At 59.5% G+C, this 18,144-nt stretch carries 13 protein-coding genes; 8 read left to right on the plus strand and 5 right to left on the minus strand.

The window, feature by feature from the left end; all coding sequences use genetic code 11:
• The first annotated feature begins 124 nt into the window (after positions 1–124).
• The 6 genes from B9N88_RS16765 (at position 125) to B9N88_RS16790 (ending at position 5,686) form a co-directional block, all read left to right on the plus strand.
• Positions 125–613 carry a DUF3015 domain-containing protein gene (locus B9N88_RS16765; protein WP_027605327.1) on the plus strand — a complete coding sequence of 163 codons (489 nt, stop codon included), beginning with the start codon at positions 125–127 and terminating at the stop codon, positions 611–613.
• A 91-nt stretch (positions 614–704) separates the two neighbouring features.
• On the plus strand, positions 705–2,558 hold the full coding sequence (locus B9N88_RS16770) for an Lnb N-terminal periplasmic domain-containing protein (RefSeq protein ID WP_027605326.1): 1,854 nt from the start codon (positions 705–707) through the stop codon (positions 2,556–2,558).
• A gap of 48 nt (positions 2,559–2,606) precedes the next feature.
• Positions 2,607–2,918: a chorismate mutase gene (locus B9N88_RS16775; protein WP_027605325.1), complete on the plus strand. Its 312-nt coding sequence runs from the start codon at positions 2,607–2,609 to the stop codon at positions 2,916–2,918.
• A gap of 236 nt (positions 2,919–3,154) precedes the next feature.
• Positions 3,155–4,240, plus strand: coding sequence for a type I restriction endonuclease (locus tag B9N88_RS16780; protein WP_027605324.1), 1,086 nt, complete (start codon positions 3,155–3,157; stop codon positions 4,238–4,240).
• A 521-nt stretch (positions 4,241–4,761) separates the two neighbouring features.
• Complete coding sequence (locus B9N88_RS16785) at positions 4,762–5,118, plus strand: hypothetical protein (protein WP_027605323.1); 357 nt, start codon at positions 4,762–4,764, stop codon at positions 5,116–5,118.
• A gap of 70 nt (positions 5,119–5,188) precedes the next feature.
• Positions 5,189–5,686, plus strand: a complete 498-nt coding sequence (locus B9N88_RS16790; RefSeq protein WP_027605322.1) for a GreA/GreB family elongation factor — start codon at positions 5,189–5,191, stop codon at positions 5,684–5,686.
• Here the strand turns inward: B9N88_RS16790 and gdhA are convergent.
• Positions 5,683–7,020: an NADP-specific glutamate dehydrogenase gene (gene gdhA, locus B9N88_RS16795; protein ID WP_027605321.1), complete on the minus strand. Its 1,338-nt coding sequence runs from the start codon at positions 7,018–7,020 to the stop codon at positions 5,683–5,685. The genes B9N88_RS16790 and gdhA overlap by 4 nt on opposite strands.
• Positions 7,021–7,318: 298 nt before the next feature.
• Positions 7,319–8,983: an energy-dependent translational throttle protein EttA gene (ettA, locus tag B9N88_RS16800; protein WP_027605320.1), complete on the minus strand. Its 1,665-nt coding sequence runs from the start codon at positions 8,981–8,983 to the stop codon at positions 7,319–7,321.
• A 285-nt stretch (positions 8,984–9,268) separates the two neighbouring features.
• Between ettA and B9N88_RS16805 the strand changes: the two genes are divergently transcribed.
• Both B9N88_RS16805 and glyA read left to right on the plus strand, forming a co-directional pair.
• Positions 9,269–13,120 carry a bifunctional diguanylate cyclase/phosphodiesterase gene (locus B9N88_RS16805; RefSeq protein WP_027605319.1) on the plus strand — a complete coding sequence of 1,284 codons (3,852 nt, stop codon included), beginning with the start codon at positions 9,269–9,271 and terminating at the stop codon, positions 13,118–13,120.
• A gap of 142 nt (positions 13,121–13,262) precedes the next feature.
• Complete coding sequence (gene glyA, locus B9N88_RS16810; protein WP_027605318.1) at positions 13,263–14,516, plus strand: serine hydroxymethyltransferase; 1,254 nt, start codon at positions 13,263–13,265, stop codon at positions 14,514–14,516.
• Between the two features lie 185 nt (positions 14,517–14,701).
• Here glyA and yjiA read toward each other — a convergent pair whose 3' ends face one another.
• From yjiA to B9N88_RS16825, 3 genes are all read right to left on the minus strand, one after another.
• A complete protein-coding gene (gene yjiA, locus B9N88_RS16815) occupies positions 14,702–15,661 on the minus strand; it encodes a GTPase (RefSeq protein ID WP_027605317.1) in 960 nt (319 codons plus the stop codon).
• Positions 15,662–15,797: 136 nt separating this feature from the next.
• The gene (locus B9N88_RS16820) at positions 15,798–15,995 is read right to left on the minus strand and encodes a YbdD/YjiX family protein (RefSeq protein WP_003176208.1); all 198 of its coding nucleotides are present in this window, start codon (positions 15,993–15,995) and stop codon (positions 15,798–15,800) included.
• A gap of 15 nt (positions 15,996–16,010) precedes the next feature.
• The gene (locus B9N88_RS16825; RefSeq protein WP_027605316.1) at positions 16,011–18,077 is read right to left on the minus strand and encodes a carbon starvation CstA family protein; all 2,067 of its coding nucleotides are present in this window, start codon (positions 18,075–18,077) and stop codon (positions 16,011–16,013) included.
• Between the last annotated feature and the right edge of the window lie 67 nt (positions 18,078–18,144).

Here is an 18,144-nt window from a genome sequence, read left to right on the forward strand (position 1 = left end):
ACACGGAACCCTTGGAACGTGCCTAAACTCCAAACTGCGCGGGTTGGACTAATAACCGATCCCTAGGGCGCTATGAAGTGCCTGAACCCTTGTCCATTGGTTTGCACACAAAGAGAACAAAGCTATGAAACGGATCCTTCTCGGTACTCTCTTCACCGTCGTCTCCCTCAATGCAATGGCTGAAGCACCAGGTGGCCCGAACTGCGGTTGGGGCAACATGTTGTTCGAAGGCCAGCGCGGTACTCCAGCTCACTTCCTGGCTTCCACCACCAACGGTACTTCGGGTAACGCCACCTTCGGCATGACCTCGGGCACCAACGGTTGCAGCACCAACAGCGCGCTGACCTACGGCGGCAAGTCCTGGATTGCCATGAATGGCATGATGAACGAGCTGTCCGAAGACATGGCCAAGGGTAATGGCGAAGCACTGACCACCTACGCCGTGGTACTGGGTGTTGCTCCGGAAGATCGCGAGCACTTCGCTGCCGTGGCTCACGAACACTTCCAGCAAATCTTCAGCAAGGCCGATGTGACCGCTGAAGACGTGCACAACAACACCCTGGCTGTACTGAAAGGCGATGCCCGTCTGGCGAAATACGCTACCCAGGCTTAAGCTCGTCCTGCCCGCGCCTACCCAGGCGCGGGTTTTATTTTTGGACCCGCCTCTCCTTGGGTCTCTCTAATTTCCGACTTAAGTTGCCCCTATGCTCAAACGCTTTGCCTGGATGGCACTCTTTGCCTGCGCCCCGCTGTACGCGGCACCGCATCTTGATGATCAACGTTTGCAGCAACTGGCCAATGATCCGTTCTGGCTTTCTCTGGGCCATTACGAAGCCGGCAAAGTCAGTGGCTGGCGCAGCTATGTCAGTGAAAAGAAATTCTTCCTCGCCGCCGATGGCGCCCACCACCCGGATGCAGAACTCAAGGCCACCGTTGAAGCGCTTTACGCTCCGGCCAGCCTGGGTGAAAAACACGCCCAATGCGTTTACCCCGCACGTACCCGCTGGCTCAAGGATCAGTTGCACCTCACTGACCTGCCCGCCGTGGACTGCAAGGAATTCAAGCAATGGTTCAAGGACGTCGCCCCCCATAGCGCGGTGATGATCTTCCCGGCGGCCTACCTCAACAGCCCGTCGTCGATGTTCGGTCACACCCTGCTGCGTATCGACCAGGCCGACGTGCAGAGCAACAAGACCGCACTGCTCAGCTACGCGATCAACTTCGGCGCCTATATCGAAGGCTCGGACAACAGCATCCTGTACGCCTGGAAAGGCCTGATGGGCGGCTACCCCGGCCTGTTCGCCCTGGTGCCCTACCAGGAAAAACTCTCCGAATACCGCAGCCTCGAAAACCGCGACCTGTGGGAATACCGCCTCAACCTCACCCAGGTCGAGACCGAGCGCATGGTCGAGCACGTGTGGGAGCTCAAGCAGATCCAGTTCGACTACTTCTTCTTCGATGAAAACTGCTCCTATCGCCTGCTGGAACTGCTGCAAGTGGCGCGCCCCGGCCTACGCCTGACCGAGCAATTCCCGCTCACCGCGATCCCCACCGACACGGTCAAGGCCGTGAAGGACGCGGGACTGGTGGAAAAGATCGACTACCGTCCCTCCCGCGAGCGCGAGTTGCTGGAGCGTGCCAAGCCGCTCGACAGCGACGAACAGCAATGGGTGCTGAAAGTCAGCGACGACCAGCAGCAATTGCAGGCGCCAGCCTTCAAAGCATTGCCTCGCGACCGCCAGGCGCTGATCATCGACGCCGCCTACCGCCTGGGCCGCTACCGTGCCAATGGCCTCGAGCGCGACACCGCGCGCTCCCAACGCAGCTTCGAACTGCTGCGCGCGATCAACCAGAACCCCGCGCCCGACCTGACGATCACGCCCCCCGGCCTGCCCGAAAACGGCCATGAATCGCGCACCTGGCAAGCCGGCATCGGCACCCGTGGCGACAAGGCCTTCGGCGAATACGGCCTGCGCATGGCCTACCACGACCTCAACGACAACGCCGAAGGCTTCCCTCTTGGCGCCCAGATCGAAATCCTGCAGATGAAACTGCGCCAGTACGAAGGCAACCACTGGCAACTGCAGCAACTGGACCTGGCCACCATCCGCTCCCTGACCCCGCGCAACGCCTTGCTGCAGCCGTGGTCCTGGCAAGTTACCGGCGGCCTGGAGCGGGTGCCCGGTAAACACGACGACGAAACCCTGGTCGCCCACGTCAACGGCGGCGCCGGCGGCACCTGGCAACTGCGCGACGATATGCTCGGCTTCGCCCTCGGCACCGTGCGCGTGGAACACAACAACGACTTCAACGAAGCCATCTCTCCCGCGGCCGGGTTCAATACCGGCGTGCTGTGGAAAAACCCGCTGGGCAATTTGAGCCTGGAAGCGAAAGGGGATTTCTTCACCAATGGTGAAGTGCGGCGCAGCATCAGCCTGAACCAGCAGTGGGAACTGTCCCGTAACCTGGGCCTGCGCCTGAGTGCACAGCGCGAGTACAGCCACTTGTCGACGCCGGTGAATGAAGTGATGCTTGAGGTGAAGTGGTATCACTACTGACTAACACCTTTTGTCAGCATTGCCCGCACCATCAGGAGTTCATTCGACATGGCCGTTACCTGCACCACCCTTGAAGAAGTTCGAAACAACATCGACCGCCTCGACCAGCAAATCGTCACCCTGCTGGCCGAACGCGGCCGCTACGTCTCCCAGGCGGCACGCTTCAAAAAAGACACCGATGGCGTCAAGGCCCCGCAGCGGGTCGAGCAGGTGATCGCCAAGGTGCGGGATCTGGCGCAGACCGTGGGCGCCAACCCCGAGGTGACCGAGCAGGTCTATCGCGCAATGATCGCGGCGTTTATCCAGCAGGAATTGGCGGAACATTCAGTCCTGACGAGAGCAGGAAAGCCACAAACCTAATCCGTAAAACTGACCTACTCAGAATTTTCAAACTTTTGCCTGCAAGTACAAATTACTATTCGGCTTCCAACCTATTGATAAATAGGCAGGAAATTTTCGGCAATTTTTTAGCTTTTTTCAGTCGAAACAAACTGTCTCTCACTCCATTTTCTTTGTGAGGATTTGTGTCTAGTATCGAATGGCAGTCAATTTGCCATCACATCTATACACGGATTCGAATAGGGTAAGAGGCTTATATGGAATTTTTTGAAAAGCTCACCAATCTGGCAGCAAAAGTTCGGTTGCAGGGCCCCGCCATCCAAACAGAAGAAGCAACAAAAAACGCTTTCGTGATGCCTTTTATCAACACGGTTTTGGGTTACGACGTGTTTGATCCACAGGAGGTAACGCCTGAGTTTGTCTGCGACATAGGGACAAAAAAAGGCGAAAAAATCGACTACGCGATTATGAAAAACGGAGAGGTTCAAATACTCATCGAATGCAAAAAAATCGGCGAGTCATTGAGCATTAATCACGCATCACAGCTGTTTCGATACTTTCACGTCACAAGCGCAAGAATCTCAATTCTCACGAACGGCCAGGTCTACAGGTTTTTCACCGACCTGGATGCACCTAATAAAATGGATGAAAAACCATTTTTAGAATTAGATTTGCTGGACATTGATGAGTACTCCGTACCGGAGCTGATAAAGCTTACAAAGTCGGCCTTTGATGTCGACTCAATCATCAATGCTGCGGGAGAGTTGAAATACGTCAGCCAGCTAAAGAAGCTTATTGGCGCCCAAGTCAGTAAACCTGAAGACGACTTCGTGAAATTTTTCGCATCCCGCGTTTACGAGGGAGCAATCACGCAGAAAGTCCGTGAGCAATTTTTCGAACTGACACGAAAAGCGTTAGCTCAGTTTCTGAATGACCAAATCAATGACCGGCTCAAGTCTGCTATGAGCGGCGCCATTCAGCCGACGGTAGCGTCACTGACCATGGCGAACAGCACAAATGTCGACATTCAGGATCGAGACGAGTCAGAAGATAAAATCCTGACAACGCTTGAAGAGCTTGAGGGCTATCACATCGTTCGGGCTGTCGTCCGCTCCGTTGTCGATGCCAAAAGAATCGTCCAACGAGACACCCAAAGTTATTTTGGCATCCTGCTGGACGACAACAACCGTAAACCGATTTGTCGCCTTCACTTCAACAGAAGTCAGAAATACCTCGGAATATTCGACGAGGAGAAAAATGAGACTCGGCACGCTATCTCATCCATTGATGAGATTTATGAGTACGCCGATCAGTTGAAAAGGACCGTGGGCTATTACGCCTGAAGGCCAGATTAGATCGGGCAACACTTATTCAATATGAGTGAAATCTGTGGCGAGCGGGCTTGTCCCGCGTTGGGGTGCGAAGTGCCCCTGATGAAGACAAATGTGTGTATCAGACACTCCTCTGCGCCTGGTTTTGGGGCTGCTGCGCAGCCCAACGCGGGACAAGCCCGCTCACCACAAGAATGCGCTTGCCTGAAATTATTTATGCAAGACTCAAGACTTTAGTGTGAAATTTTAACTCTTTAAAATCAGTGAGTTATTTTAAGTTTGATAAGAGCTTGCTTCCGCTGGGCTGCGCAGCAGCCACCGAACCAAGCGAAGCGTTCCTACCGAAAAAATATCCACCGTCAGCATTGAGGCAGCTTTGCGGTCCTACGGAAGCCAGCGCCCTCGCCACAGTTTCAGTGCCCACCGCCCGACCTCATCGTGCTCCACACCTTTCTCACACCCCTTTCACACCTCCCCGACAAATCCCTATCTAGACTTCTCCTATCAGCCGTGAAACGGCCAGGGAGCAAGCAATGTGGCGGTATGCAGTAATGCTGTGTGCGGTGGTGTGGCTATCGGGTTGCCAGTCAACCCATCAGGAATTGCTGGCTCGGGGCTATCCGCCCACCTTTGCCGATGGTTTTGACGATGGGTGCAGCAGCGGCCGCCAGGCGGCGGGGGTGATCACTGGGGTGTTTCGCAAAAACGTGCCGCGTTACCTGAAAGACCGGGTCTACGCCGAAGGCTGGGAGGATGGCTTTCGCCAGTGCAAGGCCATGCGCGAGAACGAGGAGCTGCGCGACTACAAGGACAATCACTGGAATGACCGTGAACGCGCCTGGCAACAGGAGAAGAACCGGGATGCTGCGCGGGCCTATCGCTCGCAATAGGTCGCTTTCAGACATTCATCGAAACTAAAGTGCGGCGAACATGGCCCAAGCTCCATAGAGGGAGAACGTCATGAGCCGAGCTTTTGTAAATGAGGACAACGCCGCCGCCCAGGCCGATCAGCCGGTGGAGCGCCAGGTCAGTGAGCAGCCCAATCGCCTGACCGCCCAGGGGTTGGCGCAATTGCAGGCCAAGGTTGCGCAGCTACAGGCCGCCCACAGCGCCGAGTCCGCCAAGGGCGAACAGGCCGATAAGCAGCGCCAGGCCGACCTTGAGCGGGATTTGCGCTACTTCAACCAGCGCGTGCAGAGCGCCCAGGTGGTGGCACCCGCTACGTCTACCGACAAGGTGCAGATCGGCAGCTGGGTGACGTTCGCCAATGAGCATGACGAACAGCAGCGCATTCAATTGGTCGGGGAAGACCAGGCCGATGCCGGCGCCGGCCTGATCAACTGGGGCTCGCCCCTGGGCCGTGCCTTGCTGGGCGCCCAGGTGGGTGACGAGGTGCTGTGGAAGCGCCCCGTCGGTGACCAGTTGATCGAGGTGCTGCGCATCGAGGCCGAGGCTTAGACGATGCCCTGGGCCAGCATCGCGTCGGCAACCTTGACAAAGCCCGCAATGTTCGCGCCCTTCACGTAGTTGATCCGACCGTTCTCTTCACCGTAGTGCACACAGGCATGGTGGATCGACTGCATGATGTTGTGCAGCTTGCTGTCCACTTCACCGGCGGTCCACAACAGGCGCATGGCGTTCTGCGACATCTCCAGGCCACTCACGGCGACGCCGCCGGCATTCGATGCCTTGCCCGGCGCAAACAGGATGCCCGCCTCGATAAAGATATCCACAGCCTCAAGGGTGGTCGGCATGTTGGCGCCTTCGGCCACGCAGATGCAGCCGTTGCGCAGCAGCGTGCGGGCCGCTTCGGCGTCGAGTTCGTTCTGGGTAGCGCATGGCAGGGCAATGTCGCAGGCCAGTTCCCAAGGGGTCTTACCGGCGCGGAATTCCAGGCCGTAACGGCCGGCCAGTTCGCTGATGCGCCCGCGCTGCACGTTTTTCAGCTCCAGCAGCGCCGCCCATTGTTCCTCGGTCAAGCCGCTTTCGGCGTAGAGCGTGCCTTCGGAGTCGGACAGGGAAATCACCTTGCCGCCCAGGTCCATGACCTTGCGCGCCGCGTATTGGGCGACGTTGCCGGAGCCGGAGACCGCCACGCGCTTGCCTTCCACCCGCTGGCCGTCGCGCTTGAGCATTTCTTCGGCGAAGTACACACACCCGAACCCAGTGGCTTCCGGGCGGATCAGGCTGCCGCCGTAGGTCATGCCCTTGCCGGTGAGCACGGAGGTGAATTGGTTGCTCAGGCGCTTGTACTGGCCGAACAGGAAGCCAATCTCACGGGCGCCCACGCCGATGTCGCCGGCCGGCACATCCACGTCTGCGCCAATATGGCGGTACAGCTCGCTCATGAACGCCTGGCAGAAACGCATGACTTCGGCATCGCTCTTGCCTTTGGGATCAAAATCCGAGCCGCCCTTGCCGCCGCCCATGGGCAGCGAGGTCAGGGAATTCTTGAAGGTCTGCTCGAAGGCGAGGAACTTCAGCACCCCCAGGTTTACCGACGGATGGAAACGCAAGCCGCCCTTGTAGGGGCCGATGGCGCTGTTCATCTGGATACGAAAGCCGCGGTTGACCTGGACCTTGCCGTGATCATCCACCCACGACACCCGAAAGGTAATCGCACGCTCCGGCTCGCAGATGCGCTCCAGGATGCCCGAGGCCAGGTAATGGGGATTGGCTTCAAGAAACGGCCACAGGCTGCGTAGGACTTCTTCTACGGCCTGGTGGAATTCCGGCTGGTCGGGGTCGCGTTTTTTCAGGCGGGCGAGGAAGGATTCGACGGATTCGATCATGAAAAGTCTCGGCAAATTGATTGTTTTTAAATGAGATTGAGCCGGACTTTATCAATTCATGTCGCACCGCGACAGGGCAAAATGTCGCTTTTGTGAATTTAAATGGTGCATTAGATATAAATAAACCCAGGAAACAGGGATTTATCGCACTTAAAAGGGGATTGCCAAGGCAGGTTATGCACCAGCAGGGAAAAAGCTATCGGGGGCAAGCCCCCTCCCACATTTGATCGGTGTGGGTCAGGAAGAATGTACAAAAAAAACGGAGCCCGAGGGCTCCGCTTTTTTCACACCAGCCGGATCAGGCCAGTTTTTTGTGGCGCACACGGTGCGGCTGGGCAGCCGCTTCGCCCAGGCGTTTTTTACGGTCCGCTTCGTACTCGGTGTAGTTGCCTTCGAAGAACACCGCTTGCGAGTCGTCTTCGTACGCCAGGATGTGGGTCGCGACCCGGTCAAGGAACCACCGATCGTGAGAGATCACAATGGCGGCGCCCGGGAAGTCCAGCAGGGCTTCTTCCAGGGAACGCAGGGTTTCAACGTCGAGGTCGTTGGACGGTTCGTCGAGCAGCAGGACGTTGCCGCCCTCTTTCAGGGTCAGGGCCAGGTGCAAGCGACCGCGCTCACCACCGGACAGGTCCTTGACGAACTTCTGCTGGTCGCCGCCCTTGAAGTTGAAACGGCCGACGTAGGTGCGCGACGGGATTTCATAGTTGCCGATGCGGATCTGGTCGGAACCGTCGGAAATTTGCTGGAACACAGTCTTGCTGCCATCCAGGTCTTCGCGGCTCTGGTCCACGCAGGCCAGTTGCACGGTTTCGCCGATTTCGATGCTGCCCGAATCCGGCGTTTCCTTGCCCATCAGCATGCGGAACAGGGTGGATTTACCCGCACCGTTACCACCAATTACGCCGACGATCGCGCCTTTTGGCATGGAGAACGACAGGTTGTCGATCAGCACGCGGTCGCCATAGCCTTTGCACACGTTCTTGAACTCGATGACCTTGTCACCCAGGCGCGGGCCGGCCGGGATGTAGATCTCGTTGGTTTCGCTGCGCTTCTGGAATTCCTGCGACTGCATTTCTTCGAAGCGTTGCAGACGTGCCTTGGATTTGGACTGGCGGGCCTTGGCGCCTTTGCGCACCCATTCCAGTTCTTCCTTCATGGCTTTTTCGTGGGCCGATTGCTGCTTGGATTCGGCGGCCAGACGGTCGGACTTGGCTTCCAGCCAACCGGAGTAGTTGCCCTCGTAAGGGATACCGGCGCCACGGTCGAGTTCGAGGATCCAGCCGGCAACGTTGTCGAGGAAGTAGCGGTCGTGCGTGATCGCAACCACGGTGCCCGGGAAATCGTGCAGGAAGTGCTCCAGCCAGGCGACGGAGTCGGCGTCCAGGTGGTTGGTCGGTTCGTCGAGCAGCAGCATGTCGGGCGCCGACAGCAGCAGGCGGCACAAGGCCACGCGACGTTTTTCACCACCGGACAGATGTTCGACCTTGGCGTCCCACGCCGGCAGGCGCAGTGCATCGGCGGCGACTTCCAGCTGGCGCTCCAGGTTGTGACCGTCGCCGGCCTGCAGGATGGCTTCGAGCTTGGCTTGTTCAGCGGCCAGCTTGTCGAAGTCGGCGTCCGGTTCGGCGTAGGCGGCGTAGACCTCGTCCAGGCGGGCCTGGGCGTCCTTGATCACGCTGACGGCTTCTTCGACCACTTCACGCACGGTCTTGGTCGGGTCCAGGATCGGCTCCTGGGGCAGGTAACCGATGTTCAGTTCCGGCATCGGGCGGGCTTCGCCTTCGAACTCGGTGTCGACGCCGGCCATGATTTTCAGCAGCGTGGACTTACCCGAACCGTTGAGGCCGAGCACGCCGATCTTGGCGCCGGGGAAGAAGGACAGCGAAATATTTTTCAGGATTTCCCGCTTCGGAGGGACAACTTTTCCCAGCCGATGCATGGTGAAGACGTATTGAGCCATGGTGAACCTAGCGTCAGTGACTGATGAATTAAGCGGGCGAAGCCCGTGCCAGGCCATGCGCCGCGCGGGCCGTTGACTATCATCAATGCCAGCGAGCGGAAAAAGCCTGAATGTCTGGGGCTGGAACGCCCCCGCGTAACCGGCAAAGCTACCTGAATGCGCTTGGTCAGTCCAGCCAAGCGGGGCTGGCACTTTGCCACAAGTCAAGGCATGCTAGCCGCCCTTCGGGCGTCCGGCTTATAGTGCACGTCGCGCGCCAGTCCAGCCAAACCGCAGGATCACAGCTTGTCCAAAGTCACGCCGCCAACGCCCTTGCGCGCCGCTCATGTAGCGCCGGGAACGCCCCTGCACGGCACCCTCAAAGGCGCATTGGCGACGCTTGTCCTCCTGCTGCTCGCATTATTGTTCTGGCAACTGCTGGACCAGTTGCAGCAAAACCAGAAAAACCAACAGCAATACACCATCGACTACAGTGCCGACCTGGCTGAACAGATCAGCCTGAACATGGCCCTGAGCGCAAAAATTGCCCTGAACCTGCTACCGATGGTCGAGCCGCCGCGCGACATCGAACAGCAGCAGGCCTTGACACGCACGTTGCAGCGCTCGCTGCCGGAACTGCGCAGTATCGCCCTGCTGGCGCCCAGCGGCGCGATGATCAGCGACAGCGCCAATGACAGCCAGGACAGCGCCTGGCTGGAAGAATTGGTGCAGCGCAGCCACGGCCAACCCTACTACCTGAGCAATAACAACGACGGCACCCTCATCTATCTGCTGCTGCACCAGCCCAGCGGCGGCTCAAGGATGTACTGGGCGCTGCGCCTGGCACCCGAGTACCTGGTCAACCTGACCCGCCAGGACAGCCAGGTCCAACGGCCGATGTGGGCCATCGAGAACCGCCTGAACCACCGGGTGGTCAGCCGTGACAGCGGCATGCCGGCGCAATGGGGCGACGCCCTGACCCCGGATGACCTGAATAAAAGCGTGCTGGTCACGCCCCTGAGCAAAAGCGACTGGCAATTGCGTGGGATGTTCGACCGCGCAGCCGTGCTGGAACAACTGCTGCCGGCGTTTATCGGTAAATGCCTGCTGGGCCTGGCCTTCTCGCTGATCCCCGTGATCGTGCTGCTGAATATGCGTCGCCGCCAGCGCCAGGTGCATGAAGGCCGGCGTCGGTATCAGGATATTTTCGAAGGCACCGGCGTCGCCCTGTGCGTACTTGACCTGTCGGGCCTGAATGCATTTTTTGGCAAGGTGCACTTGCAGACCCGCGAGCAACTGCACGCCTGGCTGCAAACCTCCCCCGAGGAATGCCGGCAGTTGCTCACCGAACTGCGCATCACCGAGATCAACCAGGTGGCGGTGAGCCTGCTCAGAGTGGGCTCCTGCGAGGAAGCGTGGGAGCGGCTGATCGATGATTGCCCGCGCAATACCACGTCCATCGGGCATCAGATACTCGAAGCGGTCCTGACCCAACAGAATCAGCTTGAGTTGGAAATCCAGCTCAAGGATGTGGCCGGCAACGAACAGTACCTTTGGATGGTGATGCGCCTGCCGGAGCAGCAGGACGACTTCAAGGCGGTGATCCTCAGCATCAGCGACATCACCAGCCGCAAGCTGATCGAACTGTCGCTGGTGGAACGCGAAAGCTTCTGGTCGGACGTGGTGCGTACCGTGCCCGACCACTTGTATGTGCAGGACGTGATCAGCCAGCGCATGATCTTCAGCAACCACCATCTGGGCCACACCCTCGGCTATACCAAGGCCGAACTGCAGCAAATGGGCGAGTATTTCTGGGAAATCCTGCTGCACCCCGAAGACGCCGAGCATTACCACGATTTGCGCCAACAGCAACGCCAGGCCGGCTACGCGACGCAGTTGCACTGCCAGTTGCGCTTTCGCCATCGCAACAATCAATGGCGGCGCTTTGATATCCGCGAGCAGGCCCTGGCGCGGGACAAATCGGCGCAAGTCACGCGTATCATCGGTGTGGCCAAGGACATCACCGACCAGATCGAAGCCAGCGAGTCCTTGCGCGACAGCGAAAAGCGCTACCGCATGCTGGCCGAAAGCATCAGCGACGTGATCTGCTCCACCGACAGCCAACTGGCCCTCAACTACATCAGCCCGTCGGTCAACGCCGTGCTGGGTTACGACGTGGACTGGGTATTCAAGAACGGCTGGCAGTCGATCATCGCCAACCCCCAGCAACTGACCGGCATCTATAGCTTGCTGGAACAGGTCAGCCGGGCGCTGGGCGATCCCGACGCGCTGAACAGACTCCGTGATCAAGTGCAGACCCAATTGTTCCTGTTCGACTGCCTGCGCGCCGACGGCCGCAAGGTGCCGATCGAGCTGCGCCTGGTGCTGGTGTGGGATGAGCACGGCGCCTTCGAAGGCGTCCTCGGCGTGGGCCGCGATATCAGCCAGCAACGCCGCGCGGAAAAAGACCTGCGCATGGCCGCCACCGTATTCGAACACTCCACGTCGGCGATCCTGATCACCGACCCGGCCGGTTATATCGTGCAGGCCAACGAGGCGTTCAGCCGGGTCAGCGGTTATGCAGTGAGTGACGTACTCGACCAGTTGCCGAACATGCTCACCGTCGACGAACAACAGGAAGCCCACCTGCGCTATGTGCTCAAGCAATTGCACCAGCACAGCACCTGGGAAGGCGAAGTGTGGCTCAAGCGCCGTAACGGCGAGCACTACCCGGCCTGGGTCGGCATTACGGCGGTGTTCGACGACGAAGGCGACCTGGCCAGTTATGTGTGTTTCTTCAGTGATATCAGCGAACGCAAGGCCAGCGAACAGCGCATCCACCGCCTGGCCTACTACGACGCCCTGACCCACCTGCCCAACCGCACGCTGTTCCAGGACCGCCTGCACACCGCGCTGCAATCAGCCGAACGGCAGAAGTCGTGGGTGGTGCTGATGTTCCTCGACCTCGACCGCTTCAAGCCGATCAACGACTCCCTGGGCCACGCGGCCGGCGACCGCATGCTCAAGGAAATGGCGACCCGCCTGCTCGGCTGCGTGGCCGAAGACGACACCGTGGCACGCATGGGCGGCGACGAGTTCACGTTGCTGCTGCAACCGCGGGTCAACCGCGAGATGGCGCTGAACCGCGCGATCCATGTGGCCGAGCAGATCCTCGCCAGCCTGGTGAAGCCCTTCGTGCTGGAAGGTCGCGAGTTCTTTGTGACCGCCAGTATCGGCATCGCACTCAGCCCCCAGGACGGCAACGAGCTGAGCCAGTTGATGAAAAACGCCGACACCGCGATGTATCACGCCAAGGAACGCGGCAAGAACAACTTCCAGTTCTACCAGGCCGATATGAACGCCAGCGCCCTGGAACGCCTGGAACTGGAGAGCGACCTGCGCCACGCCCTGGAGCAGGACGAATTCGTGCTCTATTACCAGCCGCAGTTCAGCGGCGACGGCAAACGCCTGACCGGTGCCGAGGCGCTGCTGCGCTGGCGCCACCCACGCCGTGGACTGGTGCCGCCGGGGGACTTCATTCCGGTGCTCGAAGAGCTGGGCCTGGTGGTGGACGTGGGCGACTGGGTGATCAGCGAAGCCTGTCGCCAGCTCAAGACCTGGCACCAGAACAAGGTGCGGGTGCCGAAAGTCTCGGTGAACATCTCTGCGCGGCAGTTCTCCGACGGCCAACTGGGCACGCGCATCGCCACCATCCTCAAGGACACCGGCCTGCCGCCGGCGTGCCTGGAACTGGAGCTGACCGAAAGTATCCTGATGCGCGAAGTCAACGAAGCCATGCACATCCTCGACAGCCTGAAAAACCTGGGCCTGAGCATCGCGGTGGACGACTTCGGTACCGGTTATTCGTCCCTCAACTATCTCAAGCAATTCCCCATCGACGTGCTGAAAATCGACCGCACCTTCGTCGATGGCCTGCCCTCCGGCGAACAGGATGCGCAAATCGCCCGCGCCATTATCGCCATGGCCCACAGCCTCAACCTGGCGGTGATTGCCGAAGGTGTGGAAACCCATGAGCAGCTGGACTTCCTGCGCGAGCATGGTTGCGACGAGGTGCAGGGGTATCTGTTCGGGCGGCCGATGCCGGCGAATCGGTTCGAGGCGCAGTTCAGCAATGATGCGCTGTTCATGTTCGATTGAGCGGTGTGATGAGGCCGGCACAGTCACCGCCCATCCCGAGATGAGCCCCGCTTGTCCGCGACATGATGTCCTTTCATATGCCATCTAAAACCCATTGGGTTAGAATGCCCTCCTTTTCTGCCCCCGATCCTTGAGGACCGCCATGTTCAGCCGTGATTTGACTATTGCCAAGTACGACGCCGATCTCTTCGCCGCCATGGAGCAAGAAGCCGTGCGCCAGGAAGAGCACATTGAGCTGATCGCTTCGGAAAACTACACCAGCCCTGCGGTGATGGAGGCTCAAGGTTCGGTTCTGACCAACAAGTACGCCGAAGGCTACCCAGGCAAGCGCTACTACGGTGGCTGCGAGTACGTCGACGTGGTTGAGCAACTGGCCATCGACCGTGCAAAAGAACTGTTCGGCGCCGATTACGCCAACGTCCAGCCGCACGCCGGCTCCCAAGCCAACAGCGCCGTGTACCTGGCCCTGCTGCAGGGCGGCGACACCATCCTGGGCATGAGCCTGGCCCACGGTGGTCACCTGACCCACGGCGCCAGCGTTTCCTCCTCCGGCAAGCTGTACAACGCCGTTCAGTACGGTATCGATGCCAACGGCCTGATCGACTACGACGAAGTCGAGCGCCTGGCGGTCGAGCACAAGCCAAAAATGATCGTGGCCGGTTTCTCTGCCTACTCGCAGATCCTCGACTTCCCACGCTTCCGCGCCATCGCCGACAAGGTGGGCGCCTACCTGTTCGTCGACATGGCTCACGTAGCCGGTCTGGTCGCCGCTGGCGTCTACCCGAACCCTGTGCCTTTCGCTGACGTGGTGACCACCACCACCCACAAGACCCTGCGCGGTCCACGTGGCGGCCTGATCCTGGCGCGCGCCAACGCCGAGATCGAGAAAAAGCTGAACTCCGCCGTATTCCCGGGCGCCCAGGGCGGCCCACTGGAGCACGTGATCGCCGCCAAGGCGATCTGCTTCAAGGAAGCCCTGCAACCTGAGTTCAAGACCTACCAGCAACAAGTGGTGAAAAACGCCCAGGCCATGGCCGGCGTGTTCATCGAGCGCGGTTTTGACGTGGTGTCCGGCGGTACTGAAAACCACCTGTTCCTGCTGTCCCTGATCAAGCAGGACATTTCCGGTAAAGATGCTGACGCTGCCCTGGGCAAAGCCTTCATCACCGTGAACAAAAACTCCGTGCCGAACGACCCACGTTCGCCGTTCGTGACTTCCGGCCTGCGCTTCGGCACCCCGGCTGTGACCACTCGTGGCTTCAAGGAAGCAGAGTGCAAGGAACTGGCCGGCTGGATCTGCGACATCCTGGCGGACCTGAACAACGAAGCCGTGATCGACGCGGTACGTGAGAAGGTCAAGGCCATCTGCAAGAAGCTGCCGGTATACGGCGCTTGATTGCAGTTGCTTGACTAAGAAGCCCGGCTCTTGAGCCGGGCTTTTTTATGCCTGGTCTCCAACTTGAAATGAGATCAACTGTGGGAGGGGGCTTGCCCCCGATAGCAGTGTGTCAGTCACATATAGGTTTACTGACCCACCGCCATCGGGGGCAAGCCCCCTCCCACATTTGACTGCATTACACGTCAAGGTTGGTAGACCTTGGCAAAGCCTTCGCGGATTTTGTCTTCGGGCAATTCATCGGCAATAAACACGATCACACTCTCCCGCGCCTCACCCTCGGCCCATTCGGTATCCCAGTCGAAACCATAGAGCTTGAGCACGCCCTGGAACACCATGCGACGGTCTTCGCCGGCAATATTGAGTACGCCCTTGTAGCGCAGCAGCTGCTTGCCATGGTCTTCCAGCAGTTCGTTCATGAACTCACTGAGACGGTCGATATCCAGCGGCTGGTCGGTGCGCAGCACCAGGCTGGAAATACGGTCGATGGACGGCGCCTTGCTCACCGGGCGCAGACTCATGCCCGCATTAAGGTTGAAGCCGCGCACATCGAGCAGTTCGGCCAGATCAATCTTGCCGTGCTCGACCACGCGAATCGGCGCGCGGCGGTTGATGCGTGTGAGGCGTTCACTGAGTGCCTCGAAGGCAGCATCGTCCACCAGGTCACGCTTGCTCACCAGCAGCCGGTCGGCGAAACCGATCTGCGCCTGGGCGATGGTCTGGGTCAGGTGATGCTCGGCGTGGGCGGCGTCCACCAGGGTGATGATGCCGTCGAGGATGTAGCGTTCGCGCAGTTCCTCATCGATGAAAAAGGTCTGGGCCACCGGCGCCGGGTCGGCCAGGCCGGTGCACTCGATCACCAGGCGGTCGAAGGCGATCTCGCCGCTGTCCAGGCGCTCCAGCAACAGATACAGGGCTTTGGTGAGGTCGGTGTGGATGGTGCAGCACACACAGCCGTTGGACAGGGTCATGACTTGCACCGGTTCTTCGCCCAGCAATTGGGTGTCGATACCGGCGTCGCTGAATTCGTTTTCGATCACGGCAATTTTCAAGCCGTGCTCGGCTTTGAGCAGATGGCGCAGCAAGGTGGTCTTGCCCGCGCCGAGAAAGCCGCTGAGGACGGTGACTGGAATGGGAGAGGACAAAAGAAATTCTCCTTAAAGGAACACAGAAACAAATGTGGGAGGGGGCTTGCCCCCGATAGCAGTGTGTCAGGCACTGATCTGTCACTGACACACCGCTATCGGGGGCAAGCCCCCTCCCACAGGGCGTTGCGTTAAATCAACAGCACTTGGGCCCACCCTTGCCGCCGTAACGGGCCTCCTGGCGCTCCCGGAAGAACGCCTTGTAGTCCATCATCGGCTTGTCCGGGTGCTTGGTTTGCATATGCTCGACGTACGTGTCGTAGTCGGGCATGCCGACCATCAGGCGCGCGGCCTGACCGAGGTATTTACCGAGGCGACTGATGTCATTGAACATGCTTGCAATCCTCGGTTAGGCGTCCGGTACTGCCTGGAACGGGGCTTCTTTATCCGTACGCTCTTTGTTGCCCCAGGCGGCGACACCGACCTTGAGCGCATAGAACAGGATGCTGAACACCACGAACAGGAACAGCACAGTCAGCGTTGCGTTGGTGTAGGCATTCCAGATCACGTGCTGCATCTGGTCCACGCTCTTGGCCGGGGCCAGGATCTGGCCGTTTGCCAGGGCATCACTGTACTTCTTCGCCAGCGACAGGAAACCGATCGCCGGGTTGGCGTCGAACAGCTTGATGAAGCCCGCGGTGGTGGTGCAGATCAGCAGCCAGACCGCCGGTAGCATGGTCACCCAGATGTAGCGCTGGCGCTTCATTTTGATCAGCACAACGGTGGCGAGCATCAGCGCGATACCGGCCAGCATCTGGTTGGAGATACCGAACAGCGGCCACAAGGTGTTGATGCCGCCCAGCGGGTCGATCACGCCCTGGTACAGCAGGTAACCCCACATGGCGACGCAACCGGCGGTCGCGATCAGGTTGGCGGTCCAGGACTCGGTGCGCTTGAGCGCCGGTACGAAGGAGCCAAGCAAGTCCTGAAGCATGAAGCGACCGGCACGGGTGCCCGCATCGACGGCAGTCAGGATAAACAGCGCTTCGAACAGGATCGCAAAGTGGTACCAGAACGCCATGGTGTTTTCACCCGGCAGCACACTGTGCAGGATCTGCGCGATACCCACCGCCAACGTCGGCGCACCACCGGCACGCGCGAGGATGGTGGTTTCACCGATGTCATGGGCCACCGCCGACAGCGCCTCGGGGGTAATTGCAAAACCCCAGCTGCTGACGGTTTGTGCCACGGTCACCACGTCGGTGCCGACGATTGCCGCCGGGCTGTTCATGGCGAAGTACACGCCTGGCTCGATCACCGAAGCGGCAACCATCGCCATGATCGCCACGAAGGACTCCATCAGCATGCCGCCGTAACCGATGTAACGGGCGTGGCTTTCATTGGCCAGCAGCTTGGGCGTGGTGCCCGAGGAAATCAGCGCGTGGAAGCCCGAGACCGCGCCACAGGCAATGGTGATGAACAGGAACGGGAACAGGCCGCCCTTCCATACCGGGCCGGTACCGTCGATGAACTGGGTCAGCGCCGGCATTTTCAGGTCGGGCATGGTCACCAGGATGCCGATCGCCAGGGCGATGATGGTGCCGATCTTCAAGAAGGTAGAAAGGTAGTCACGTGGCGCGAGGATCAGCCACACCGGCAGTACCGCCGCCACGAAACCGTAGCCGATCAGCATCCAGGTGATCTGGATCCCGGTGAAGGTGAAGGCCTTGGCCCAGACCGGATCAGCGGCGATCTGCCCGCCCAGCCAGATCGAACCGAGCAGCAACAGCACGCCGATGATGGAGATTTCACCGATACGGCCCGGGCGGATGTAGCGCATGTAGATGCCCATGAACATCGCAATCGGGATGGTCGCCATCACCGTGAAGATGCCCCATGGGCTCTCGGCCAGGGCCTTGACCACGATCAGCGCCAGCACCGCGAGGATGATGATCATGATCAGGAAGCAGCCGAACAGCGCGATGGTCCCCGGGATACGCCCCATCTCTTCGCGAACCATGTCGCCCAGGGAACGGCCATTACGACGGGTGGACAGGAACAGGACCATGAAGTCCTGCACCGCACCGGCCAGCACCACGCCGGCAATCAGCCAGAGCGTGCCGGGCAGGTAGCCCATTTGCGCCGCCAGTACCGGGCCGACCAGGGGACCTGCACCGGCAATCGCCGCAAAGTGGTGACCGAAAAGGATGTGTTTGTTGGTCGGCACATAGTCCAGACCGTCATTGTTGAGCACTGCGGGGGTGGCCCGCCGTGGATCGAGTTGCATCACATTATTAGCGATGAACAGGCTGTAGTAGCGATAAGCAACCAGATAGATGGCCACGGCAGCGACCACGATCCACAAGGCGTTGATCGCCTCGCCTCGGCGCAAGGCTACTACGCCCAGGGCGCACGCTCCTACGATTGCCAGCACCAGCCAGGGTAGGTGGCGTAGCAGGCTATTATTATTTTTCATTTTTATATTCCAGCCAGGGTGGACAGAAAGGACAGCCATCCGGAGTTTAGCGCTACTGGCCTTAAAG

Origin of the sequence: Pseudomonas sp. LAMO17WK12:I1 (assembly GCF_900177315.1) — a bacterium.
Classification (GTDB): domain Bacteria; phylum Pseudomonadota; class Gammaproteobacteria; order Pseudomonadales; family Pseudomonadaceae; genus Aquipseudomonas; species Aquipseudomonas marginalis.

Coding starts and splice junctions, on each gene's coding strand:
- B9N88_RS16775 (WP_027605325.1), top strand. CDS start 2,607: ATGGCCGTTACCTGCACCACCCTTGAAGAAGTTCGAAACAACATCGAC.
- B9N88_RS16785 (WP_027605323.1), top strand. CDS start 4,762: ATGTGGCGGTATGCAGTAATGCTGTGTGCGGTGGTGTGGCTATCGGGT.
- B9N88_RS16820 (WP_003176208.1), bottom strand. CDS start 15,995: ATGTTCAATGACATCAGTCGCCTCGGTAAATACCTCGGTCAGGCCGCG.
- B9N88_RS16790 (WP_027605322.1), top strand. CDS start 5,189: ATGAGCCGAGCTTTTGTAAATGAGGACAACGCCGCCGCCCAGGCCGAT.
- glyA (WP_027605318.1), top strand. CDS start 13,263: ATGTTCAGCCGTGATTTGACTATTGCCAAGTACGACGCCGATCTCTTC.
- B9N88_RS16825 (WP_027605316.1), bottom strand. CDS start 18,077: ATGAAAAATAATAATAGCCTGCTACGCCACCTACCCTGGCTGGTGCTG.
- ettA (WP_027605320.1), bottom strand. CDS start 8,983: ATGGCTCAATACGTCTTCACCATGCATCGGCTGGGAAAAGTTGTCCCT.
- B9N88_RS16765 (WP_027605327.1), top strand. CDS start 125: ATGAAACGGATCCTTCTCGGTACTCTCTTCACCGTCGTCTCCCTCAAT.
- B9N88_RS16780 (WP_027605324.1), top strand. CDS start 3,155: ATGGAATTTTTTGAAAAGCTCACCAATCTGGCAGCAAAAGTTCGGTTG.
- gdhA (WP_027605321.1), bottom strand. CDS start 7,020: ATGATCGAATCCGTCGAATCCTTCCTCGCCCGCCTGAAAAAACGCGAC.
- B9N88_RS16770 (WP_027605326.1), top strand. CDS start 705: ATGCTCAAACGCTTTGCCTGGATGGCACTCTTTGCCTGCGCCCCGCTG.